The organism is Paenibacillus timonensis (genome assembly GCF_022427145.1).
Lineage (GTDB): Bacteria > Bacillota > Bacilli > Paenibacillales > Paenibacillaceae > Fontibacillus > Fontibacillus timonensis.
On the sequence record NZ_JAKSXN010000070.1, the window covers coordinates 1 to 24,501 of the forward strand.

The window sequence follows — 24,501 nt, forward strand, 5'->3', positions numbered from 1 at the left end:
TCCATTGAGTTTAAAGTAATAAAAGTTGTAAAAATTAATGAATATACCTATGAAGTCCATGTTGTAAAAAAAGAAAATAACGAATATTATCCAGTGATTCCCTACAGAGTTATTAATGAAAAAGGTTCCTGGAAGGTGGACACTAGATCTGTAATCGTTTCCCCAAAAGATTCGACTAACTCGAAAATGATTAATCCAAGCGATATATTTAGTGAGAATGAAAAATACATTGTACAAAAGATAGCTGCGACCGAGAGTAGTATAGGCTTATTTTCTGATTTATCTTATTCCTTTGGAGAAAATTCTACAGATATATACTTTAATGGTTCTGTTTATGTTCATACTTATCCAAAAGGTGGTAGTCAGGGCGACTTTCTAATAATTAGTATGTATAGAGTAGACAGTGAGTATCCAGGTCCAAGTTTAACAAGAACTGTTACAGGCTCGGAAAATCATTCAGAAACATTTACTCATCTTTATGGATACCACTATGTTCGCGTTGATATTGGAAATACCACAGGAAATACTATTACTGGCGGAACGTACAAGGTTGAGTGGTAATACACATTTAAGAAAATTGTAAGTGGAGACTACGTTACAGCCTTTGAGCTAGGAGACTCAATTTAAAGAAGGACTATATTTGTTCCTTTAAATTTTACTGTTATCATTTATTTATTGTAGAAGATGACAGCGGTCTTTTCCTCGAGAACACTTATGCTTACATGGTAATTGGTCATAGGATAAATTACATGTTATTTAATCCATGCCCGTTTGCTTCGTTATAGGCTAACGGGCTTTTTAGGATTTAGCTATGTTAGTTTGCTTCAGGAGGACAGATTAAAGGCACATTCTTTTTTTGAAACCTATTAATTGATGAATTCAGTGTAGGCCTCATTAAATTTGACTTCATTTAATACCATAGGCTTAAAATCTTTAACTTTGTATCCGTAAAGAAGGAACGCCCGAATGAATGTGTCGACTAATCTCTCCAGCAAACAATGTTATCTACATTATTCTTATAAAAGACGACATAAAAAGGTTTAGATGTTCATAGGAAACAAGATAACATCATTTTCTTTTTATTCCTCTACTTTCATAAAATATTCAAATATAAAAAAATAATCCAACTATTTACATTTAATTAGAAAATATGATATTATAAAGGAAAATATTAGGAGGTTGTTGTTGTGTATTCTATTTTAGAAAAAAACGAGGTATGCAAGGAAAAATTCTTTTCAGTGTATTTGTTGGTTTGATGGCTCTTCTCGTACTAATTCCTTCAAGTTTTGCTAGCGGAGTTGCTCCTCGTTCAGAAGAAAAAGGCTTTGTTGCTAATCAATCGAACTTTATGTTACAAGGTTCCTTAAGTTATGATATTGGAGAAAATTCAACTGACATCTATTGTAATGGAACGGTCACGGTTTCTTTTTCTCCAAAAGGCGGATCTGAAAGTAAAGGCGTCTACGTAGCAGCCTATAAGCAAGGAAATCCATCACCTATATCAGGAGATGGAGGAAGCTTCTTCCCTGGGAATAAATCAGGTTCGGTTACTTTTAAATTATATGGCTATCATTCTTTTAAAGTACAAGGTGATAGTGGTGTTACGGGAACGTATACGGTTACATGGTAACTGCTAAAATATTTTAAAGTAAAAATCTCATATTAAGCCAAGCCCGATAGCTTAGCTGTCGGGCAATTTCTATTCTCATTTCAATCATTTTTATTTTTACTTCTAAAGGATAACTGCCGACTCTTGTTGCCAACGAAAAAACACCTCCAAGGTTGTCTCCATATCTTACGATATGGCTCCACTTTCTTGAAGGTGTGTTAATTTGTCTCACACTAGGGTTAGGCCCAATTTAATCCTATTTTTTTGTAATATTCATTGAGCACTTATTCTCTGTGTCTGTCTTCATGGAACATTCATTTGGTTCGGGGATTGTTAGTTCTTGACCCTCTTCGGAATCCCGTCCAAGCCGTATTCCTGATCGTACGCATCGAAGATTTTGCGAGCTACCGGTGCGGCACTGTAGGCGCCGAAGCCGCCCTCGGGAATGACGACCGCGACTGCCAACTTCGGATCTTCCCGCGGCGCGAACGCGATAAATACACCGTTATCGCGATTGGCGCCGGCCCCCCATTGCTCCGAGGTCCCCGTCTTCCGTGCAAAGTCATACGGAAATCCGTTAAAGGCCGTTACATCGGACCTCATCCCCTTAATCACCGCATCCCAATAAGCATCTTTAAATTCAACCTTATTCAGTACTTTTGACTTGAATTCCTCAATAATATTCCCGTTCTCGTCCGTTATTTTGTTTACAAGATGTGGTTCCATCCTCAAGCCGCGATTCGCTAATGTCGCAGTGTATTGAGCCAATTGCATCGTCGTATATCCGCCTTGTTGACCAAATGAAGCATATAGTAAACGAGATAACGATGTTTCCCGCTCATCGGTATACCCCAATTTACCTAAAAATTCTTTAGGAAGATCAACCCCGGTCGAAACCCCAAGGCCAAATGCTTTCATGTACTTATCCCAAACACCGATCCCCTCTGACCCGTACTTCTTCCAAAGTTTCTCTCCAACCATATCAACCATAAAAGTATTCGAGGAGTAGCGAATCGCATCCGTAGGGTTAATCGATCCATAAGCATGTCTTCCCGAGTTGCGTACGCTGGAAGAATCATTCTTCCCGAAATAAGCGATACCCGTATCAGGGTAATAATCCGTCGACTTGAACAACCCCTCGTTTAGACCAATCAATACGGACAGGGGTTTGATCGTTGAGCCAAGCAGAACAGCAGAGTCAAAATCGTGACCTGAACGCCCCGAACTAATCGGAGTAATCGTCCCATTCTGATAATTAGTCATAATTTTGGACCAATCATCCGAAGCTATACCGCCAGACTGCCATAAATTCGTATCATAATCCGGCATACTTGCCATGGCTACTACATTACCGGTATCCACTTCCATAGCCACAGCATACCCGGTTTTGGCATTAGGATGGGTCTTGCCCGAAACAGGATTTTTATGCACCCAATCGATCTGATCCAGGATCGCCTGTTCGGCAACCATTTGAATATTTTTATTAATATTAGTATGCAGATCATAACCCTTTACGGGTGGAGTTATCTCCGCAATACCGGTCGCCATATTACGAGGATCAATCGGTACGCTCTTATAACCATTTTTCCCGCGGAGTTGCTCCTGATAATACAGTTCCAACCCGTCATAACCGACAAGCTCTGTTTCTGTGTATTGCAGTGCCGGGTCCGTGTCCTTTTGTTCCCGGATATTTTTATAATACTGGAGATCCGAAGCGTCTGTAGTCGATGCGCTGGAGAATTTCTTCAAATACCCGATTGCCTGAACCGCCACCGTATCCTTATCGTAGTGCCGGATACTTTCCTCCACGACCTCGATCCCCGGATACTGATCTTTTCGCTCCAGAAAATAAGCAACCTCTTCCCTTGTCAAACCCGTTTTGATCCGACGCGGGGAAAACCCGTTCTGCTTCCGGTAATCCAGATCCATAGCTTCGATAATGTCATCTTCGGCCATTTTAGAATCCGCATTGCCGTACTTGTCAAACACTTCCTTTAATTCCCCCGCCAAGGCCAAAGCTTCCGGACGATTGGTTTTTCCTTTTTCCGTTGCGTTGCTATAGTCCTTCTGAAGCGTGATATACAGAGATTGGACCGGCGTGGAGTAAGCTAATTTCTCGCCGCCTGCCGCATAGATCGTCCCGCGGGTCGGAGACAGCGGCACGTCCTTGACCCGCAGATTGCTTTCCTGCTGGGACAACGTCGGCCCTTCCACGAACTGCAATATGGCGAGACGCACGATGATGACGGTGAATATGGCAAAAGCACTAAAGAAAAACATGTTCAACCGTATATTAAAATGGCGTTGCATTGAGATTTCCTGTTCTTGCGGATCTTTCGCATAAGCGCTTTTCAAGGTGTTTCCCTACTTTCTATCCCTTAAATCATTATTGATTGGCGACAACCTACTCTATAGTACCATAACGAAATAAGGCGCGGTGAAGTTACACTCCGTTTCCAGCAATTTTCGTTGGGTTCGTCGGGTTTAGTGTAATGAAGTTCAAAAAATCAGGTTCTCAGCACCGAGAAGGTTGGATGAAGCAGGGGCCGAGTAGCGCAGCGTAGGTAAGTCTATGTGAGCACACGGAGGGTTCGGCTGAATTCAAGATTCGATGCCGATTACGCTTCAGAGCCCGCACTTCGTGATCAGAACCTTATTTTTTGACAACCTCTAGATGAGTTTGTCGGGGACGTGGGTTTCGTTGAACGCCTGCGGATTAAACCAATCCCCGCTTTTTGCCCAAGTGGAATCCAGCGGAATCCAAGCGTTCTTCTCCGATAAGTACACCTCGTTCCAGGCATGCGGCCCATACCCGCCTTGCCCGTCGTAACCGAGGCCGGTCACGACCTTGACCTGGAGTCCCAGGGATCTGGCCATAACGGCATACAGCCGGGAATAATCGATGCAAACGCCGCGTTTGGTATCAAACGTCATTTGCGGGGTTTGCTCATGCCAAATGCCTTTCTCCTCATAGTCTTTCACTTTGTCGTAATCGTATGACACCCGGGTCCCGACCCAGTCGTACAGCCGGCGGGCCTTCTCCTCGTCCGTATCGGCCCCTTTGGCAACTTCCGCCGCGGCCAGCTCGATGGATTCGGGAATGTTGGCATCGATCACTTCATATTTTTGCTGCAGAATGCTGCCAAGCTCCGCTTCCACGCTGCGGGTGAACACCGGCAGCTTTTCCTTGATCAAATTGCCGGTGAGCGGCTCGATGACCGTCCTCGCCCCCTGCTGATAAACCGGCGAGGCTTCCACGTAACGGCTGAACCCGCTGTTCGGGTACAACGTCACGGCGATAAATAACAACGCGATCAACATCAGGCAACGTGCCGCCCCGATCACCGCACCGATTCCTGCTCCGGTCAAACGGCTGAGCAGCGAAGCCGGACGGTCTTCGCCGGAGAACAGCCAACCGAACAGGCCGCTTCCCCCGCGGAAGAACAGCATCGCGAAACCCGCCAGGGTACGGATGAGCCAATACAGCAGGAGGAACACAACGGCGAACCGCATCAGCGGAAAATCCCGTATCGCCATCACCAATGTGTACAGCACCTGTTCCCATCGAGCTAGTTCACGTTCCGGCAATGGCAGCGCCGATAGCCAAACCTGAACCTTCGGCGACGCCCACATCGTTAGCGGGACGGCAATCGCGATGCCGACCAGCGATAACACGCCGCCGCTAAGCAGCGTGAACAGGCGGCCTGCGGAGCGGGAAGCGCCGCGGACCAATCCTTGCAGCACCGAGCCGAGCAATACGACCAGCAACAGCACGGTGATCCAGTTATATTCGCTTAGGACTTGCATCCATGTCGTCATGTCCTGCTTCATGAGCTCCTCCGTTCATTCTGGGTGTTCGTTGGTTTCTTATTGGGAATTTCGTTTGGCTTCCTGGATAAACGCCTCCAGCGTGTCGTTCATTGACCATTCTCCCAGAGAGACTCCGCGGAAGGATACCTTGACCTTGTCGCTGCCCGCTTGTCCGGTCACCTCCAGGTTCGGGGTCGTAATGGTAAACGTACCATCCGGATTTTGCGTTAGCTCCGCTTCCTTCGCTTCGTTTTTCATCATGTTCAACGCTTCGGTTTTGCTGATGTCGAGGGCTTGTTCTTTGACTGTCGTTACCGCATCCCCGATGTCTTTCATCGTGATGCCGCTGTAAATAATGATAAATGCGGCGATGACTAGCACCAGCGCCCATTTCACGACCGTTCTTACGAAATTCAGCACGAGGAAAAGGATGACCAGCGCTACGACGATCACCAGCCAGTTTTCCTTCAGAAATTCGGTCCATACTTGTACATCAAACATGATGAAACCTCCACCTTTGATTTCCTTAATTTTAATTCAAACCCATTATACATGATGGCCCAAGGCCATGTCAGCTTAACCCCGGAGCGGCTGTATCTAAGGATGAAGCTAGGGACTGAGTAGCGGAGCGTAGCTGGAAGCTACGTGAGCAACGGAGGGCCCGGCTGAATTCAAGATTCGACGTCGAATCGCTTCCGGGTATCCGCTTCGTGACGAAAGCCGAAGAGGCTTTTCAGCACCGAGAAGGTTGGATGAAGCTAGGGACTGAGTAGCGGAGCGTAGCTGGAGGCTACGTGAGCAACGGAGGGCCCGGCTGAATTCAAGATTCGACGTCGAATCGCTTCCGGGTAACCGCTTCGTGATGAAAAGCCGAGGGGGGTAATAAGTTCGTCCTGGGAAGCGTACAAGTATAACAACGACTCATTTTTCGAAAAGGAGGGGCGACGCGTGAAAATCGCCTTCTGGCTGTACTTCTTTATGTTTCTGGCTTTCTTCGATCTGCACGCCCAGTACCCGATCCTAACTCCGTTCGCCTTGTCGCTCGGAGCCGCACCCGCGTTCATCGGCTGGATGATGGGCATCTATGCGCTGACGCACCTGCCGGGCAACCTGCTTGCCGGCCAGGGCGTCGACCGGCACGGCAGCAAGAGATACATGATCTTCAGCCTGCTGACCGCCGGGGGGATCCTGCTGCTTCAGGCCCATGTCACCGAGCCCTGGCAGCTGCTTGTGCTGCGCTCGATCAGCGGATTCGTGCTGGCCTTTTTGTCCCCGGCTTGCCTGGCGATGCTCGCCTCGCTGTCCAAAAATCCGGTGCAGCAGGGCAAGCTCATGGCCGGGCATGGGGTCATGCATACGGTCGCCTCCGTTGTGTCGCCGGCCGCCGGTGCCTTCCTGGTCGCCCAATCCGGCTTTACGATTACTTTCCAAATGCTGGGCTGGCTGCTGATTTCGACGGGGATCATTGCGATTTTCACGATTAAGGAACCTTCGCGGATGCTTGCGGAAGGCTTGGCCAAACCAGGAGCCGCCAAGGCGCAGATTCCGGTAAAAATCAACGTGATTCCGCTGCGCTATTATCTACTGCCGCTGGCCGTGGCCTGCTCCCAGGGCATCTTGTTTTTTGAGCTGCCGCTGCAGGCCGGCGGGACCGAGGGCATCCTGCATACGGGCTTATATTTTTCCATCATTAGCTTAGGAGCGCTCGTGACGCTGTCGATGTTATTTCTAAGCCGGTATTCCCCTTATCTCAGAGCGGGCATCGGCATTCTAGGCATCGCCTTATCCTTCTTCGCCATGGCTGCATTGGATTTCATTCCGCTCCCCGTCACGTTGTTTGCCTTGGGGATGGCCAAAGGAGTGGTGTTCCCGGCCATCGCTTCCCTGTTTATCGATTTGAGTGGGGGGAAACGGCTCGGTACCGTTTTTTCGCTGCAATCCATCGCGATGTCGCTGGGTTCCTTTATCGGCCCGATTGCCGCCGGAGCGATCCACGGCTCGCATTCGCCTTACTTCCTGGCCTTCTTCGTGCTGATGCTCACCATCATTATCGTCCCTCCCAAAAAACACGCCGGAACCCTCCCGCCCCCGGTTGGCGCTGGCACCGGACACCACTAAGCCAAGCTCTTGGACATCTGGAACAGGTGCCCCGGATAAATTCATCCCGCCTTAGGCTGCTGCACAGGGCACGGGTGATGCTCCTACATAAGATGATCGTGTAGTAACGATAACCGATCATGTTGAAAGCGGGGTGAACATAGATGGGTGGCGTTGACAATTGCGGACCGGGCCCGGTGGGTCCTGGCTTCGGCTTCTGGACATCGACGGGAACGATTCTCGTTTTGTACATTTTGCTGGTAATCATCCTCCGTGCTCCTCTTCTCTAGTTCCTTCAATCAATCATTGACCCTGCACACCGGTCTGCCCTTCGGCAGGCCGTTTTGCATGTGAGCCGATTTCTTCCGCAGCACGATTTCCGAAATGTTCCAAGAAATATGAACCCCCCCATCACCTGGTAACGTACTTAAAGGTATATCCAATTATAGGGAGGGTTTTAGTTTGATGAAAAAACGAAACGCGCTTCTTGCCATCATCCTTGCATTTACGCTGCTGATGCCAGCCGGGGTCATGGCAGCCGAGGCGCCGCCAACCGACAAAGCACCCCAAAGCTTGGAGGAAATCGCCGCCGCGAAAGCCGCGCTGCTCACCGGCACTTACGGAACAACCAGCGTCCAATACGCTTTGGTGGACAACGGGAAATTGATCGTCTCCGGAGAAGCCGGTAAAAACGACGTTGCCGGAAGCATCCCGCTGACGTCCGAAACGTTATACGGGATCGGTTCGACCAGCAAAATGTTCACGACCGCCGCTGTGATGAAGCTGGTTGACCAAGGCAAAATCAATTTGGATTCGCCTTTGGTGAATTACATAGCGGAGTTTAAAATGAAGGACGATCGCTACAAGCAGATCACGCCGCGCATGCTGCTTAACCATTCCTCGGGTCTGCAGGGATCCAGCCTCGCCAATGCCTTTTTGTTCGAGGATAACGACTCTTACGCCCATGACACGCTGCTCGAACAGTTGGCCGATCAGTCCCTAAAGGCCGACCCGGGTGCGTATTCGGTTTACAGCAACGACGGGTTTACGCTGGCGGAAATATTGGTGGAACACGTCAGCGGCATGAATTTTACCGACTACATTCACAAGGAATTCACCGAGCCTCTGGGCATGAAGCATACGTTGACGTCGCAGGACGATTTGGACGTTAGCAAATTTGCCGCACTTTATGCGCCTGGAGTTCCGGGACAATTGCCGAACGAGACGGTAAATGTGATCGGAACAGGGGGCATCTATTCAACCGCGGAGGACATGGTGAAATTCGCCGGCTTGTTTACGGGCGAAGCCAAACACATCCTGTCGGAACAGGCCGCTAACGCCACGGCTCAGCCGGAATACAAACGAGGCGTGTGGCCGCAGGACGCCGACAACAGCTTCGATTTCGGACTGGGTTGGGATAGCATGAGGTTGTTCCCTTTTAGCGAATACGGCATTAAAGCATTGGCTAAAGGCGGGGATACGCTGATGTACCACGCCGAGCTCGTCGTATTGCCCGAGCAGAAAATGGCTGCGGCCGTCCTCTCCTCCGGCGGCTCCAGTTCGCTCAACCAGCTGCTCGCGAACGAACTGCTGCTCCAAGCGCTAAAGGAGAAAGGAACCATTAAGGAATTGAAACCGGCCAAGTCGTTCGGCACGTCGGAAAAAGCGACCATGCCGGAAGAATTGACCAAGTACAGCGGATTTTACGGAGCAACCAACCAACTGTTCCGCATCGATGTGGCAAATGGAGAAATCAACGTAACTTCCCCATTTGCTCCTGGAGAATCCTTAGGACTCCCTAAACTGGTCTATACGAAGGACGGCACTTTTGTCAGTGAAGACGGCTCGTTGAAGGTTAGCTTCGCGAAGGAGAAGAACGGCCGCACGTATCTGTGGGAAAGACAATATGCCTCCGTTCCTGATTTGGGACAGATGGCACTGAATCTGTATTCGGCAGAGAAGCTGGATGAGAACGCGATCTCGCCGGACCTTGAGGCCGCCTGGAAACAGCGGGACGGCAAACCTTATTTCCTGGTATCGGAAAAATACAGCTCGATGGCCTACTTCGCCTCGCTGCCGATCATCCAAATTAACCGTATTGACAGCCTGCCCGGCTACGTGCTGGACAAACAAATCACGGGTCCCGATACACTGATGGGCAAACATCAAGTCCCTGGTACAGGCAGCCGCGATTCGGCGGAATTCCGTTTCACGACCCAAGCCGGAAGTGAGTACCTGAAAGCCGCAGGGTCCTTGTACTTGAGCGGGGATCAAATCAAAGAACTGTATCCTGGCAAGAAGTCCTCGGTGACCTTGCGTCCGTCGGAACAAGCTCGATGGTTTAGCATTCCAGCCAAAGCTGCCGGAAAAACCATCACCGTCGCTCTGCCGGCCAAAGCGTCTTTTGCGGTATATGATGCCTCCGGGGCTTGCGTGAGTTTCTCTGTAGTCAGCGGTAACAAGGGAGTCAAACTGCCAGAGAACGGGACGATCGTGTTTATTGGCGATCCGGGTACGACTTTCCTTATTTCCTTGAACTCATAACGGTTCATATTTCAATTTTAACGCAAAAAACAGGGCTTACCCCGACGCAAATCCGCGAGGTAAGCCCTGTTTTTTCATGTGAAAAGACCACTCGGCCTACTGACGCTGGGGATCATTGCCGGCTTCGCGGGCGCCATGACTTTGAACAGCAGCGATTTCCCTTTGGACGCCATGCTTTCGGAACGTTCTGACACGCTCCGGCGGCTTCGGTAGCGAAGGCTGCGCCAACAGCCTCCCCCCCTCCGCATCGCTGGATTATGAATTATCACGGTAAACCGTTACATTCAAGAGGATAATGGTGATACTATGTAGAAAATGACTAACTATTCAAAAAAGAAATCATGTAATGGAGGACGATTTAGCAATGCCGATCCGGCTTCGTTTAAAAGAAATCCTGGAAGAACGTGGAATAAGCCAGCGGGAACTCGCCCGCAGAATGAATATTCGACCTAGCACCGTTAGCCATTTATGTTCCGATAAAGTCAATGCAGCCTATTTTGACACGCTAGAGCAGATTTGCAGAACACTAAACATCAGCCTGCCTGAACTTCTTGTAATGGAGGACGAGTAGGCGGTAACGATCCTCCATTTCTGCTGCCAAAAATCCGCTTAATTTCCCATTCTTCCAAAATACCTGCAATAATGCAGGTATTTTCGGCCAATTTTGAAGATCCCCGCGAAATAGATGCAAAATTGCAGGTATTTCGGCTGATACTCGGAAAATCGGCAGATTTCCCTTAAAATAACTGCAGTTTTGCAGGAATTTACGATGTTTAACCCTACCCGAGGAAAATAACTGCACTTTTGCAGCAATTTCCCCGAAATCCTTTTCTCCTTGCCGACGAATGAATGTCGCAGGTTTCTCCGCACTCTATCCCTGTATGGGCAACCATCCGCTTTGCATCACCCCTGCGCCAAGGGATAAACTAGATACATATATAACCGATCCCATCCTTGTTCCAGAGGTGATTTCAGATTGAACATCAGTATTATCGTGGAAGGCAAAAACGATCGCAGCAAGCTTCGCCGCCTGCTGGACGAAGAGATCCGCATTTATTGCACGTTTGGCACGCTGAACAATGACAAGCTGGAAAGCTTGCGCAAAAAAGTCAAGGACGACGAGCTGTTCCTGTTCCTCGATAACGACCCTTCCGGCAAACGGATTCGCGGCGTGTTGCGGGACGCTTTTCCCGATGCGGTGCAAATCTACACCAGACGGGGTTATGCCGGCGTGGAAGGGACGCCTGACGAATATCTGATCGCGCAATTAGAAAAAGCCGGGTTGGAGGAGTATATCGCATACCCCTCAACACCGGCCTCTTATGACGGCGGCTTTTGATCGCCTAACTAGATCGCGATGTGACACCGTTATTCCTTAACTAAGTCCACGACACCCGCGGCGATTTCGTCCGGCGTCGCCTCCGGCCGGTAAATTTCCCGCAGCCGGCCTTCCCGATCCACGAGACCGATCAGGTCCATATGCACGAAATTCCCATCCGCGTCCTGATTGATTAGGATTTTGAACGAGTCCATCGCGAGATCGATCGTCTTTTGCTGATCCCCGCGCAGGAAATACCAACCGGAATAATCTGCCTTAAACTTATCGCCAAACGCCTTAATGTTCTCCAATGTGTCGCGTTCCGGATCAAACGTAATCGAGACAATGGACGCGTCCTGGCCGAATAGCCCCTTATCCTTCAAAATATCCTGCACCTGGCTCAGACGGAAAGTCGTGATCGGACAAACGTCGGGGCAATTGGCGAAGAAGAAATAAAACAGCCGGACCTTGCCGTTCGTGTCCTGCAGCGTCACTGTCTTCCCGTCCACGTTCTCCATACTAAAATCGGCGACGGGACGGATGACAGGCAGCTTAGGCTTAGCGTACGTATCCCAGAGCAGATATCCCGCCAGAATCACGCAGATGGCTAGCAAAATCCACGTCCATTTGTATTTCTTCAAAACGGCCATTCCCCATCCCCCATTACAGCCTTACCGTATCCAATATCATCACGATCAAGGCAATCGTTAAATAATTGACCGAAAATAAAAAGACTCGTTTCGCCCAAGCGTCGTTATCCTTAGCCCGGAATCCCTGAAGCGCCATAAACAGCCAAGCAACAGATAGAAGGGTCCCGATCGCTAAAAACCAGACGCCCGTATAGCCGTATGCATACATCAAGATCGGAATCGGAATCAACAAGACGAGATAGGGAATCATCTGCAGCTTCGTCCGCGGAATGCCTTTGACGACAGGCAGCAGCGGAAAACCGGCGGCACGGTATTCCTCCGTGCGGCGAATCCCCAGCGCCCAGAAGTGAGGCGGTTGCCACAGGAAAAGCAAGGCGAACAGCATCCAAGCGCCCAGATCGATGCGGCCCGAAGCGGCAACATAGCCAATCACCGGCGGCATGGCCCCGGAAATCGCACCGATCGAGGTGCTCCAGGTCGAGCTGCGCTTGAGCCACAGCGTGTAGACGACCACGTAAACAAACATGCCTACCACGCCAAACAACCCAGCCAACGGACCGGAAAAGGCAAACAATACGGTTAAGCCTAAGACGCCCAAACCAACCGCATACCACAACACCGTTTTCGGGGATAATTTCCCCGTAGGAAGTGCGCGGTTCTTCGTCCGAGCCATCTTCATATCCATTTCCCGGTCGAAATAATTGTTAAAAACGCAGGACGACGCCATCACCAGCGCCGTACCCAGCAGCATGACAATTAATTGAATATAATCAAGCTCCCATCGGGAAGCCACCCAAAACCCGGCAAACGCGGCAATCAAGTTCGAGCGCAAAATGCCCGGTTTCGTCAAGGCGATGAAATCTTTCCAAGTCGCCGTCTCTCCCGGAGGAGTAGGTCTCACGGACAACGCAGCGGATTCCGCAGAAGCCTGAACACTTAATGGTTTGTCCACGCGCGATTCAATCCTCCTACAATTGGAATAGGGTTAGTTTAGGTACACCTATATCTTTAGTTCATAAATTTTTCAACAATTTAACCCTCTCGCTATAAACTTTATCATATCAAAACGTAGAAGTGTTTGACAATCGATGGAATATCGCACGGTAACTATGACAATTTAGTGACACAAAAGCCGCCGGACGCGTCCGGCGGCTTTCGTTAAATGTATCCTTCAAGGTTGTTTATTTGCCAACAAATCCCATCATACGCTGGACATCCTGCAGCGTTTTCTCGGCCATTTCGGACGCTCTTTCCGCGCCTTGGCGCAAGATGCTGCGCAGCTCGCCCGACTCGCGAATCTCGCGGTAACGCTGTTGGAGAGGTTCCAGCACGCCAACGACGACTTCGGCCAGGTCTTTTTTGAACGGCCCGTACATTTGCCCTTCGTAACGCTGTTCCACTTCGGCGATCGACAGTCCGGAGCATTGGCTGTAGATCGTGATCAGGTTGCTGACCTCCGGTTTGCTAGCCGGATCGAATTTCACTTCGCGGCCCGAATCCGTGGTCGCCCGGCTGATCTTCTTGCGAATCTCGTCCGGCGTGTCCAGCAGGGCAATATAGCTGCCCGGATTCGGATTGCTTTTGCTCATTTTCTTGGAGGCATCGTCAAGGGACATGATACGTGCGCCCACCTCCGGAATATAAGGCTCCGGTAGCGTAAAGTAGTCGCCGAACCGATGGTTGAACCGACCGGCCAAATCGCGGGTCAATTCCAGGTGCTGCTTCTGGTCTTCCCCAACCGGCACCAGGTCTGCGTTATAAATCAGAATGTCCGCCGCCATTAATGCGGGATAGACGAACAGCCCGGCCCCTACGGATTCCTTGCCGGCCGACTTGTCTTTGAATTGCGTCATCCGTTCCAATTCGCCCATCGAGGTGAGCGTCGTCAGCAGCCATCCGAGCTGCGCATGCTGCATCACGTGGGATTGCAGGTAGACGTTCGCTTTGTTCGGATCGATGCCGGCGGCGATGTACAGCGCTGCTACCGCTTCGGATTGCTCCGTCAGTGCGGCCGGTTCCTGCGGGACGGTGATCGCGTGCAAATCCACGACCATAAAATTGCAGGCATAATCATTCTGCAGTGTAACGAAATTTTTGATGGCCCCGATGTAATTGCCAAGCGTCAGTTTGCCGCTTGGTTGGATGCCGGATAGAACTTTTTTCATGACATAAACTCCTCCTTCGTATCGTTAAGGTTCATGTTGATCATGGGATGGATGCGGGTGCAGCCGCCGATAAATGCAAAAAGGCCCCACGTCCGCAAGGGACGTGAGACCGTGGTGCCACCCTCATTTGCCGATTTATGGAGCATTCATTGCGGCATCGGTAGACGCCGGCCCTCAGTAAAATCAGCCTTTCCGATCCGTAACGTGGATTACCCGGCCGGCATACTGACAAGAGGCTTGCCCTCCTTGCGTTCAGCCCGGCGCTCCGAGGCCCATTCGGCGCAAGCTCCTCCGCCGGTTCGCATCAACCACCGGCTTTCTGCAGAACGGATACTTCGCTTACTTTCCCTCATCATCGCGTTATGGTTATGCATATCATGATAAATTGCACCGGCGGCGGTGTCAAATCCATTTTTCGTCCAACGGAAAAAGTGTTATGATTAGTCTAGCTTAAAGGATCTGATTATGTGGGAAAAGGAGCAACGATATGAAAAAGGTGACCAAAGGGCAATGGAACGGTTACGATACGTACATCTTACATAGCCGCGAACTTGAAGTCACGATGCTACCCCGCCTTGGAAATAACGTCATTCGTATATGGGACAATGTCCAGCAGCGCGATGTGCTGCGTCATCCGGAAGAGAACGAACTTGATTTCTATTTGCAGAAGCCCTATCATTTCGGCATCCCGCTCTTAACTCCCCCCGGGCGTATTCGGAGAGGGCATTTCACGTATGCCGGGCAAGAATACCAGTTCGATCGCAACACGGCGAACGACAACCACATCCATGGTTTGCACCGGACGCAGAGTTGGTGCGTGAGCGATATTGAAGAGGATGATGAAGGCTGCGCGATCACGACGGAATTCGTGACCTCCGACGATCCGAACTGGATCCGGCAATATCCCGAGCCGTTGAAGCTGGAGATGACGCTCAGGCTGCAAGGAGCAAGCTTGAAGCAAACCTTTAAAATTACCCACCTGGGCCAAAATCCCGCCCCCTTTGGCTTGGGCTTGCATACCTGGTTTATGATTGACGGCGAGCCCCATCGCTGGAACCTGCAATTGCCCGTGTCGGATCTATTCGTTTCGGACGAGGAAAATATCCCAACCGGAGAGACCGCTCCGCTAGGGGTTTGGGAAGCCTTAAACCCAGGCATGAACCTCCAGGGCATGAATTGCGATACCATGCTGCGCATCGGCGGCAAACCGGTTGAAGCTTTGATGATGCGTGACGACGGCTACGGCCTTCGCTACGCGGCCGATCCGGAATATTTTAAATTTTGGGTCATCTACTCGAAGGGCGAAGCGAATCAATTTTTCTGCATCGAGCCTTACACCTGGCTGCCGGACGCCCCGAATCTGAAGCTTCCGGCGAACGAGACCGGACTCATTGAGCTCACGCCGCAGCAGACATTGGAATTAAAGCTTTCTTTGGAGATGATCTATCCGAATCACGGTTGATTCCAACCTGTTTTTCAAAATTTCCGCCTTCTCAAGAAGGCGGTTTTTTTGCGTCACGACGCGGTTTCCCGGCGGGATGAAATAATTACCACTGCCCTAGCTTTGTAACTCCTCGCATATTTTGCTCCCTACGAACCATACTAACATCACAAACGCCAAAGGAGGTGACAAACATGGCAGGTCAAAGCCGCGGAAGCCGTAATAACCTTATTGTTCCTCAAGCAACCGCTGCGTTGCAACAAATGAAAATGGAAGCAGCGCAGGAATTGGGCGTACAAATTCCGCAAGACGGTTACTATGGGAACTATACTTCCCGTGAAACCGGATCTCTTGGGGGCTACATCACGAAACGTTTGGTTCAACTGGCGGAGCAGCAATTGTCGGGTCGTTCGAACCTGTAACTTGCATTCTCCATTTACCCTCTATAGAAACAGGCGGTCTGCGTAGCAGATCGCCTGTTTCCCCATAAAATCCATAAGTATCGGTAAGATGGCTTGTCACCTGAACCCTCGCCTTAGGAGGACAGGTTTCCGTATGTACTTGTTCCGCTATCCTTATGCGGATACCGCTGAATTAGCAAATTGGCCATGTTATAGTTCGATTCCATAACCGCATCGACGACTACGGTACCTTGACGCAACGCGAATTCGTAGCTGATCTCGCCATGCGTCCAGTAGCGCTTGAACTGAAGGGCTTGAACGGCCATCATCCGAAAAGAGTGGATCTGTTCCGCATTTAATCCGTGCGCTTCCTCGCGAAGCTGCCCGTTCCTTCCCGCAATCGGATTGTGGCGGATGCCAAACTTCCCGACGGTATTATTCCGGATCTGCAGAAAAACGGTTCCCGAAGATAACCCCGCCAGTTCCTCCTCCAGCTCCTTAAAAACCATGTCGATCTGCCTAACGAGCGAAATTTGCTCAGCTTTCAGCATATTCTCCCACCTTTCCCCCAAAGATTGCAACCTATGATATAGGGCTTATGCCACATTATAGGATAATTTTTCCTTTACATCAACAATATGCAACATATTTGGTTATTTATACCTATTCAAAGTACACCTCTCTCCACTTTCCGACAAAAATCATCAAAGAAAATAGACCCTCTCTCGAGGGCCCGCAGGGTGTTGTCCGGTTACTTGGTCAGTTCCAAAAAAGCGTCGACGTCGGCTACGTTCACCGCCATCGCTTCGCGCCAAAAATCCGGCTTCGTTAAATCGACCCCCAGATGTTTGGCGGCCAGTTCTTCCACCGTCATCCGGCCTGTATCTCGCAAGAGCGCATCATACTTGGCCGCAAAGCCTTGGCCTTCACGCTGCGCCAGCGCGTAAAGCCCGGTGCTGAACATATACCCAAAGGTGTAAGGGAAATTGTAAAAAGGTACGTCCGTGATATAGAAATGCAGCTTGGACGCCCAGAAATGCGGGTGATAGCTGCCCAGCGCCTCTTGAAAAGCTTCGCGCTGCGCTTCCTCCATCAGCTCGGACAATTCGGAGGCATCCAGGACCCCTTGCCGGCGTTTCTCGTAAAACCGGGTTTCAAACAGGAAGCGGGCATGAATATTCATGTAGAAGGCTACCGAATTTTGCACTTTATCGGCGAGCAGGACGATTTTCTCCTGATCGTTCGCCGCATTTTTCACGAAGGCATCGGCTAGGATCATTTCGGCAAACGTCGAAGCGGTCTCCGCTACGTTCATCGCATAATCCTGGTTGAAAATCGGCAGCTCCTCCATCACGTATTGGTGGTAAGCGTGCCCCAGCTCATGGGCCAGCGTATACACGTTGGAAACCGTACCGCCGAACGTCATGAAAATCCGCGTCTGCTTGCTTTTCGGCAGGGAAGTACAGAACCCCCCCGGTCGTTTGCCGGGACGGTCCTCCGCCTCGATCCAGCGCTTGTTAAACGCCATCGTGGCGAACTCGGCCAGCTTGGGGCTGAAATTGCCGAACTGCTGGACAATGTCCTCGGCCGCTTGTTCGTACGTGATTTTGCCAGCCGCTTGGCCCAGCGGAGAATCCACGTCGGTCCAGCTCAGCTTCTCTACGCCAAGCAGCTTGGCTTTGCGCTCCAGATAAGCGACGAACTTCGGTTTGTTCTCGACGATGACTTGCCACATCGCGTCCAGCGTAGCTTTGGACATCCGGTTGATAGCCAGCGGCTCCTTCAGGGTATCCTCCCAGCCGCGCTTCTCGTACAATTTAAGCCGAAATCCTGCCAAGCGATTCAGCGTATCGGCACAGTAGTCCTCCGACTTCGTCCAAGCTTCTTCCCAGTTGGCAAATACGCGCTCCCGCACGTTCCGGTCGGGATCGTCCAATTTGTTGGCCGCTTGGCCCACCGATAATGTCTTGACCTCGCCATTCGCCTCTTCAAAAGGCACAGCCACTTTGGCGACGATCGTATCATAATGCTGGCCCCATCCATGGTAGCCGTCCACCGCCAAGTCGGAGACCAGGTTCTCCAGTTCCGGCGCCAGCTTTTCCCGAGCTAGGTCGCGTTTCTCGGAGAGGACGAAGGAGATCGGCGCAATTTCTTCCCGATTCATCCATGCTTCCCAGACCTCATCGTTCGTCAAGCGGAGAACGTTCCAGAATAAGGTCATGACATTGCTGAATGAGGCGCCTAAAGAAGTAATTCTGGCGTCCAGCTGGATCGCTTTCTTGTCGTGCTGGTCCTGCGCCGTCAAACAGCCGACAAAGCTGTTGGCCTCATACAGCCGGGCTCCCGCCCCTTGCAGGTCCGCGATCAGGCCGTCCAGTGCCTTCGTCTCCTCCAGGGTGGATGGAGCCTCCAGTTCTTGCAGCTTAGCCTGGAACGCGGCAATATCCCGCTCCAAAGCATCCAGATGATCGCGCAGGGCCGTGGAGGCAGAGCCTCCCGGGAAAATCGTTTCGAGGTCCCAAGTGGGTTGAATGGTTCCGGCGAATCGTGACATAGGTTCGCTTCCTTTCCGCATCGTTATTATTATTGATGGCTTATGGGATAACAGTGTATGCTAATAGAGGCACTATTATATCGCTGCCAGATTACAGGAGGGATTTCGATGAAACCGTTGCAAATTTCGGCAGATACCGCCGTGAAATTAGCCGCCAAACTCAAAGTGCCGATCGAGCACCTTATGCATATGCCGCAGCACATCCTAATGCAAAAAATTGCTGAACTGGCCAAAGAGGAGGCCGGCAATCCGTCTGCCGATTCGGAAGCCGGATCTGCCGGTCAAGCCGGCCAAGAATCCGATCCTTCATGATCCCCTTTAATCAGTCGTGGCCCTATGACGTGGTCATGGGAGACGTTTATGTACATGAATGCCCGTTTTGCTCCAGCAGCAACGTGCTGCTGCCGCTGAAGCCCCGCGAGTTGAAGACGATCCATGAAGGAAAGAAGAAGCTGCTAGTCTTTCCTTGCTGTGGGAACAAACTTCATGTGCTGGACTGCGACAACGATTACCTGTTAACCGATACGGTTGTCCGGTAACTGCAGCGTCGCTGGATTCCAAGGCGCCAAGGCAATTGATACGCAACGAAGGGCCGTTTCCCTCTGAGACGGCCCTTCTTGGTGTTTAAATCGCCGTGGATGCTTGTCCGTCAGCCGCGCATTTCCTCCGGAAGCTCATGTCCCCCGTTTAGCATTTCCTCGCGGAGCAACGCCCACTGTTCGCGGGAGGCCCGGATCATCGCCGCATCCACGATGCGCTTGTCATTGATGACGCGCCCGAACCATTTGACCGCATCGTTGTATTTGCCGACCCGCCGGTGCAGCTCGCCGATCAAATACATCAGGCGGGCATCGCTGCCGCCGACGCCTTCATTTTCGTAAACACGGATATAAGCCTCCAGCGAATACTCCAGAAAACGCTTCTCCTGTTCGCCATTGTTCTTATACCGGTACAACCAAGCGATGTGATGCAGCAAGCTGGCGATGATCCGGTCGGTCTCGCCGATGGTTTGAGCGCAAATCAGCGCAAGCTTGTAAGTTTCCAGCGCTTCATCCCAATCGCGATGCCCGCCATAGCTCTTCTTGTTGAACCGGCTGCCAATCGCCTCCTCGAACAGGGCGTTCTGCCGGTCGGTTAAGCGGGATACCGAGTTCTCCGTCGAAGCAAAACCGCAGGAAGGGCAGACCCGAACGACGTAATAATCCGGATTTTCCTTCTGATAATATCCGCAAAAGTCCGTATCCGTACGCACGGCCCGTTTAAAGCTCGGACGCACGCGCGAAGTCGAAAATTCATTTTGGCAATGGATGCAAGTGACTTTGATCTGATAAAGAGGTTCAAGTTCCAAATCGTCCTACTCCCTTTCAAAAGTCCGCCCGGCGGATTCGTCTGTTACCGTCTACGGTGTGTTCACAAAATGAAAAGCCGGACCGGACAACCGCTCCAACACGAAGTTCCGCAACGGCTCTTCGATTCCAATCTCCTCAAGCGCAGCGCTCATGCAAGCCAGCCAGGCCTCCGCGCGTTCCGTCGTGACCGGAAACGGCAGATGCCGAGCACGCATCATCGGATGGCCAAAGGCATCGGAATAAAGCGCAGGTCCGCCGAAAAACTGCGACAAGAACATAAATTGCTTCTCCATCACCGGGGTGATGTCTTCCGGGAACAAAGGCCCCAGCAGCGGATCACGCTGAACCCGGGGGTAAAAGGCTTCCACCAGCCGCCGAATCGTCCCTTCTCCGCCTAGGTTGTCGTATAGGCTTAAGCCTTGATTCATCTGTTCACCGCCTCCGTTTTCCTTATTATATCAAAAAAAAATAAAAGCTCCTACCGGAGCTTCTACTTATGTGCGGGTCTCGAATCTATCAGTAGCTGCGCCAATCCTCTTCGCCGGAATGGACGAGAGAGGCGCGGATTACATAAACAAAAGCACAGACAAGAACACCTGCGACAATGCTCATGAACATCACTCCATCCACAAAATTTGGCTGCTGCACCGTTTATGAAAGGATCGTAGCTGGTTCTAAAGATCCACTTTGGTCTTCTAGAATCATTTTAGCATAGAAGCTCAAAAATATCAGCCCCTCATGAAACCGCTTCCTTCATTTTTTTGTGCTGTTTGTCCCAGTCAACTCATACACTTCACTATGATTTGATGTGGAGGCGTACCCATGGTATTCAAACGCGTAACGGCTTTTCTGTTCCTCTTTGCCGCGCTTTTGCTGGCCGTACTGATGGTCGGCTATCCGGAAGCTTCCTGGCAGGCCGGAGTCCGCGGCCTGGCCATTTGGTGGGACGTGCTGTTCCCGTCCCTGTTCCCGTTCTTCGTTATCTCCGAGGTGCTGCTCGGCTTTGGCATTGTCCATTTTCTCGGCAAGCTGCTTGATCCGCTGATGAGACCGGTGTTTCGGATCCCGGGCAGCGGCGGCTTCGTGCTGGCTATGGGGTTTGCTTCCGGCTACCCCGTAAGCGCCAAGCTGGCGACCAAACTGCGCGAGCAGCGCCTCGTTTCCCGCGCCGAGGGAGAACGTCTCGTTTCTTTCACCACGTCGTCCGACCCGATCTTCCTGATCGGCGCGGTCTCGGTGGGTTTCTTTGGTAATCCGAAGCTGGCCGGAGTGCTCGCTCTAGCCCATTACGGGGGAGCACTGCTGATCGGGCTGGTTATGCGATTCTACCGTCCCGACCGCAACGAGCCGGCAAGCCCCGAAGAAGGCGGAGAATCCGGCCGTTTCAGCCTGAAGCTGGCGCTTAAAGCCATGCACGAGGCCCGGATGCAGGACGGGCGCAGCCTTGGCGAATTGCTGCGGCAAGCCGTAGCGTCTTCCCTGCAACTGATGACCGTCGTCGGCGGCTTGGTGGTATTTTTCTCCGTCATTCTTGAGGTCCTTACTGCCTCGGGCTTCATGAGCTCCTTATATGGCGGTTTTCGCCATCTGCTGCCGCTCTTGGGAATGCCAAGCCCATTAGCCGAACCGCTGATGGGCGGTCTGTTTGAAGTCACCTTGGGCGCCAAAGCGGCGGCGGCACCGGAGGGGATTCCCCTGATGTACAAAGCAGCAGCCGCAGCCTTTATTCTCTCCTGGGGCGGTTTATCGGTCCATGCCCAGGTTGCCAGCATATTAAATGGCGCCGACCTGCGATATTTTCCTTTTCTAATGGCGCGTTTTCTTCACGCCGTTCTATCTGCCGGGCTGCTGCTGCTCATTTGGAATCCTCTCATGGGAGCCGCGCCGGCGTGGTCGATCGCTTCGCCCGAGTTCGGACGGAAAGAAATTCTTTACGGTTGGCAAGCCGTTCCGGGGGCGCTCCGGTTCTTCCTCGCGACGATGGCCATCCTGCTTATTTTGTCATTCCTGTCCGGATTCATTCACCGCTGGCGGCACCGAAAATGAAACGTTGTGTTCTGCTGGCGAATTGATTATGATCTTTACAAAAGGATATTCAAGTGCGTGTTCAAAACGGAATTTTTTTGAACAGCCTCTTTCAAAGGAGCTTGTCAACTTGAGATATTATGTACTAGACCGCGGGGATCAACTATCCGTCGAATTAACCCAATCCTTCCATAAGCTTGCAGCGGAGCAAGGGCTTGAGCTGGATGCGAAATCCCCGGATATCGTCGTCTCCATCGGCGGAGACGGCACGATGCTGCATGCCTTTCACACGTTTATCGATCAAATTCCTTCCATCGCATTCGTCGGAATCCATACCGGGCATTTAGGGTTCTACGCCGATTGGAAAGCCGACGAAATTCCCGAGCTGGTGCAAATGATGAGCGGGCATGCGGATCCTGGATTGCTAAGGCCCCGCATCGTCCGTTATCCCTTGATCGAGCTGGAGATCCAGAAGAGGTCGGGGACCTCCTCCCACATTTGCTTGAACGAGTTCACGCTGAAGGGCGTCGACGGTACCGTCGTTGCCCAAGTGGATATCAACGACCAGATATTTGAGATGTTCCGCGGCGACGGCATTTGCGTATCCACTCCGTCCGGCAGCACCGCCTACAACAAAAGTTTGGGAGGAGCGATGATCCATCCGACGATCGAGGCGCTGCAGATCACGGAAATTGCTTCGATCAACAATCGGGTGTTCCGAACTTTGGGCTCCCCGCTGGTGCTGCCTAAGCATCATCACTGCGACATTTATTCGCGCAAGGAACAGAATTTATTGCTGACGATCGATCACGTCAACCTGCCGATCAATGATTTGGTCTCCGTTCGCTGCCAGGTGTCTGAGCGGAAAATCAGCTTCGTGCGTTACCGGCCGTTTCCGTTTTGGAGCCGGGTACGCAACGCCTTCTTAGACTGAACCACGGGATGACAAGCTCCCGAATATCGAAAATTATGTAAAGGAAGAACTGAATATGATCTTAACTTCATTCCGCAAGTATGCATTAATCCCGATGTTGTCCCTTACGCTACTGGGCATGCCTCAAGCGGCAGGAGCGGCGGAAGCGGCAGGAACCGCGGGTACCGCCGAGGCCGGGACCGTTATTCAGCTGGGTGCAACGGAATCTTCCTCCGACCTCCAAGCGCTCCAGGAAGTCTTGGATTACTTGGAAGCCTACAATATTGAAGGCGTGGAGCGCCAGGAATTTCTGGATAATGCGATCCGCGGCATGGTTTATTCGCTGGACGATCCCTATAGCGATTATTTCTCGAAAGAGGATTTGCAGGACTTCGAGGATGGCGTCAATCAGGAATTCGTCGGCATCGGAGTCACGCTTCGCTTCTATAACGACAAGTTGTACATCACCGACGTGCTGCCGAACTCCCCTGCATCCAAAGCGGGACTTCATGCGGGAGATATCATCACCAAGGTGGACGGGCAATCCGTGACCAGCAGTGAGAACGTGGCGCGGATTCAGGGAGAAGAGAACAGCCAGGTTAAAATCACGGTTAACCGAAACGGACAAGCTTTGGTTTACCCGATCACGCGAGCCCATTTCTCGCTGCCTTCGGTCACCGGATCGGTCATCCCTTCGAGCAAGGTCGGCTATATCGCCGTCTCGTCCTTCTCCGATACGGCGGACGAGGAATTTGCGGAAAAATTGGCCTCCCTGCGTCAGGAAGGAATCGGCGCGCTCGTATTGGACCTGCGCGATAATCTTGGCGGTTACGTCGAATCGGCTGCGAATATCGCCAAGCACTTCATGAAAGATGGCGTATTGATGTATACCGCAGACCAGAGCGGCGAACTGCAGCCTGTGGAGATCACAGGCGGCGAAGACATCGGCATGCCGGTGGTGGTGCTGATCAACGGACTCAGCGCCAGCGCTTCGGAAATCTTGACGGGTGCATTGCGCGACAACGGGATCGCCAAGGTCGTGGGTGCACAAACTTACGGCAAGGCACGCATCCAGAACGTATTTCCGTTATCCAATGGCAGCTCCCTTAAGCTAACCGTCCAAGCTTACCTGACGCCTAAGAAGCTCGATTTCAACCATATCGGTCTGAAACCGGACATCGAAGTGAACAACAACGCAGCCGCGCAGCTGATCACAGGATTGTATGAAGCCGGCGTACGGCACGTAAGCGTAAGCGGGGGACCTGCTTCGTTGAACCTTAACGGAGCGGCTTACCCGGGGTATATCGATGTCATACAAAGCGGCAAGCAAGTGTATGCTCCGTCCCGCTTGTTGTCGTCGCTGATTCAAGGCACGCCGGCTTGGACCCGAACCAACGGCAAGTTAACCATCACGGATCGACTTGGGAAGCAAACCGGCTTCACGTTGGCCGCCAAAACGGTCAAATTGGTGGATGGGGAATCCTACCTTGAGCTGCACGAGTTCCAGAAGAAATATCCGAAGCTGACATGGAGCTATAAACAAGGCATTCTGAACTTATCCATAAACTAATTCGAACTACCTCATAAAGAAACGGCCTCCCGATTATGATAAGCTACCCCTATAT

Annotated in this window: 23 protein-coding genes and 1 other annotated feature; of the genes, 13 read left to right on the forward strand and 10 right to left on the reverse strand. The window is 51.4% G+C overall.

The window, feature by feature from the left end; genetic code table 11:
* Together MJ257_RS21230 and MJ257_RS21235 are read left to right on the forward strand one after the other, a co-directional pair.
* Positions 1–561, forward strand: a 561-nt coding sequence (locus MJ257_RS21230) for a hypothetical protein (RefSeq protein ID WP_240271120.1), incomplete at its 5' end; no start/stop codon positions are given.
* A 655-nt stretch (positions 562–1,216) separates the two neighbouring features.
* Positions 1,217–1,630 (forward strand): hypothetical protein, encoded by a 414-nt coding sequence (locus MJ257_RS21235; RefSeq protein ID WP_240271121.1) that lies wholly within the window; start codon positions 1,217–1,219, stop codon positions 1,628–1,630.
* A gap of 312 nt (positions 1,631–1,942) precedes the next feature.
* Here MJ257_RS21235 and MJ257_RS21240 read toward each other — a convergent pair whose 3' ends face one another.
* From MJ257_RS21240 to MJ257_RS21250, 3 genes are all read right to left on the reverse strand, one after another.
* Positions 1,943–3,964, reverse strand: a complete 2,022-nt coding sequence (locus MJ257_RS21240; RefSeq protein ID WP_240271122.1) for a peptidoglycan D,D-transpeptidase FtsI family protein — start codon at positions 3,962–3,964, stop codon at positions 1,943–1,945.
* A gap of 315 nt (positions 3,965–4,279) precedes the next feature.
* Positions 4,280–5,428: a transglutaminase domain-containing protein gene (locus MJ257_RS21245; RefSeq protein ID WP_240271123.1), complete on the reverse strand. Its 1,149-nt coding sequence runs from the start codon at positions 5,426–5,428 to the stop codon at positions 4,280–4,282.
* Between the two features lie 48 nt (positions 5,429–5,476).
* Entirely contained in the window at positions 5,477–5,920 is a 444-nt protein-coding gene (locus MJ257_RS21250; protein WP_178023765.1) for a hypothetical protein, read from the reverse strand.
* 447 nt (positions 5,921–6,367) lie between these two features.
* Here MJ257_RS21250 and MJ257_RS21255 point away from each other — a divergent pair, with 447 nt between their 5' ends.
* The 4 genes from MJ257_RS21255 (at position 6,368) to MJ257_RS21270 (ending at position 11,399) form a co-directional block, all read left to right on the forward strand.
* On the forward strand, positions 6,368–7,537 hold the full coding sequence (locus MJ257_RS21255; RefSeq protein WP_240271124.1) for an MFS transporter: 1,170 nt from the start codon (positions 6,368–6,370) through the stop codon (positions 7,535–7,537).
* A 441-nt stretch (positions 7,538–7,978) separates the two neighbouring features.
* On the forward strand, positions 7,979–10,060 hold the full coding sequence (locus MJ257_RS21260; RefSeq protein WP_372489871.1) for a serine hydrolase domain-containing protein: 2,082 nt from the start codon (positions 7,979–7,981) through the stop codon (positions 10,058–10,060).
* A 364-nt stretch (positions 10,061–10,424) separates the two neighbouring features.
* Positions 10,425–10,631 carry a helix-turn-helix domain-containing protein gene (locus MJ257_RS21265; protein WP_240271139.1) on the forward strand — a complete coding sequence of 69 codons (207 nt, stop codon included), beginning with the start codon at positions 10,425–10,427 and terminating at the stop codon, positions 10,629–10,631.
* A 405-nt stretch (positions 10,632–11,036) separates the two neighbouring features.
* The gene (locus MJ257_RS21270) at positions 11,037–11,399 is read left to right on the forward strand and encodes a toprim domain-containing protein (RefSeq protein WP_240271126.1); all 363 of its coding nucleotides are present in this window, start codon (positions 11,037–11,039) and stop codon (positions 11,397–11,399) included.
* A gap of 29 nt (positions 11,400–11,428) precedes the next feature.
* Here MJ257_RS21270 and MJ257_RS21275 read toward each other — a convergent pair whose 3' ends face one another.
* The 3 genes from MJ257_RS21275 to trpS form a co-directional block, all read right to left on the reverse strand.
* The gene (locus tag MJ257_RS21275; protein WP_240271127.1) at positions 11,429–12,028 is read right to left on the reverse strand and encodes an SCO family protein; all 600 of its coding nucleotides are present in this window, start codon (positions 12,026–12,028) and stop codon (positions 11,429–11,431) included.
* A gap of 13 nt (positions 12,029–12,041) precedes the next feature.
* Positions 12,042–12,980, reverse strand: a complete 939-nt coding sequence (cyoE, locus tag MJ257_RS21280) for a heme o synthase (RefSeq protein WP_240271128.1) — start codon at positions 12,978–12,980, stop codon at positions 12,042–12,044.
* Between the two features lie 229 nt (positions 12,981–13,209).
* The gene (trpS, locus tag MJ257_RS21285) at positions 13,210–14,193 is read right to left on the reverse strand and encodes a tryptophan--tRNA ligase (protein WP_240271129.1); all 984 of its coding nucleotides are present in this window, start codon (positions 14,191–14,193) and stop codon (positions 13,210–13,212) included.
* Positions 14,194–14,287: 94 nt separating this feature from the next.
* Positions 14,288–14,558: a binding site (T-box leader), on the reverse strand.
* A gap of 122 nt (positions 14,559–14,680) precedes the next feature.
* Here trpS and MJ257_RS21290 point away from each other — a divergent pair.
* A complete protein-coding gene (locus MJ257_RS21290; RefSeq protein ID WP_240271130.1) occupies positions 14,681–15,655 on the forward strand; it encodes an aldose 1-epimerase in 975 nt (324 codons plus the stop codon).
* Between the two features lie 173 nt (positions 15,656–15,828).
* A complete protein-coding gene (locus MJ257_RS21295; protein ID WP_059041122.1) occupies positions 15,829–16,056 on the forward strand; it encodes an alpha/beta-type small acid-soluble spore protein in 228 nt (75 codons plus the stop codon).
* 113 nt (positions 16,057–16,169) lie between these two features.
* Here the strand turns inward: MJ257_RS21295 and MJ257_RS21300 are convergent, their stop codons facing one another.
* The gene (locus MJ257_RS21300; RefSeq protein WP_240271131.1) at positions 16,170–16,586 is read right to left on the reverse strand and encodes an O-methyltransferase; all 417 of its coding nucleotides are present in this window, start codon (positions 16,584–16,586) and stop codon (positions 16,170–16,172) included.
* A 200-nt stretch (positions 16,587–16,786) separates the two neighbouring features.
* Positions 16,787–18,589: a M3 family oligoendopeptidase gene (locus MJ257_RS21305; RefSeq protein WP_240271132.1), complete on the reverse strand. Its 1,803-nt coding sequence runs from the start codon at positions 18,587–18,589 to the stop codon at positions 16,787–16,789.
* 108 nt (positions 18,590–18,697) lie between these two features.
* On the opposite strand from MJ257_RS21305, the gene MJ257_RS21310 reads away from it, so the two are divergent.
* The gene (locus MJ257_RS21310) at positions 18,698–18,901 is read left to right on the forward strand and encodes a YycC family protein (protein ID WP_240271133.1); all 204 of its coding nucleotides are present in this window, start codon (positions 18,698–18,700) and stop codon (positions 18,899–18,901) included.
* On the forward strand, positions 18,898–19,128 hold the full coding sequence (locus MJ257_RS21315; RefSeq protein ID WP_059041126.1) for a hypothetical protein: 231 nt from the start codon (positions 18,898–18,900) through the stop codon (positions 19,126–19,128). The genes MJ257_RS21310 and MJ257_RS21315 overlap by 4 nt, the downstream gene beginning before the upstream one ends.
* 110 nt (positions 19,129–19,238) lie before the next feature.
* On the opposite strand, the gene MJ257_RS21320 is transcribed toward MJ257_RS21315, so the two are convergent.
* Positions 19,239–19,937, reverse strand: a complete 699-nt coding sequence (locus MJ257_RS21320; protein WP_240271134.1) for a DUF2225 domain-containing protein — start codon at positions 19,935–19,937, stop codon at positions 19,239–19,241.
* A gap of 51 nt (positions 19,938–19,988) precedes the next feature.
* Positions 19,989–20,366 carry a globin domain-containing protein gene (locus MJ257_RS21325; protein ID WP_240271135.1) on the reverse strand — a complete coding sequence of 126 codons (378 nt, stop codon included), beginning with the start codon at positions 20,364–20,366 and terminating at the stop codon, positions 19,989–19,991.
* A gap of 394 nt (positions 20,367–20,760) precedes the next feature.
* Here MJ257_RS21325 and spoVV point away from each other — a divergent pair, with 394 nt between their 5' ends.
* The 3 genes from spoVV to MJ257_RS21340 all read left to right on the forward strand — a co-directional run bounded on the left by spoVV (position 20,761) and on the right by MJ257_RS21340 (position 24,446).
* Positions 20,761–21,984: a dipicolinic acid transporter SpoVV gene (gene spoVV, locus MJ257_RS21330; RefSeq protein WP_240271136.1), complete on the forward strand. Its 1,224-nt coding sequence runs from the start codon at positions 20,761–20,763 to the stop codon at positions 21,982–21,984.
* A gap of 109 nt (positions 21,985–22,093) precedes the next feature.
* A complete protein-coding gene (locus tag MJ257_RS21335) occupies positions 22,094–22,897 on the forward strand; it encodes an NAD kinase (RefSeq protein WP_240271137.1) in 804 nt (267 codons plus the stop codon).
* Between the two features lie 55 nt (positions 22,898–22,952).
* Positions 22,953–24,446, forward strand: coding sequence for a S41 family peptidase (locus MJ257_RS21340; RefSeq protein WP_240271138.1), 1,494 nt, complete (start codon positions 22,953–22,955; stop codon positions 24,444–24,446).
* Positions 24,447–24,501 lie beyond the last annotated feature (55 nt).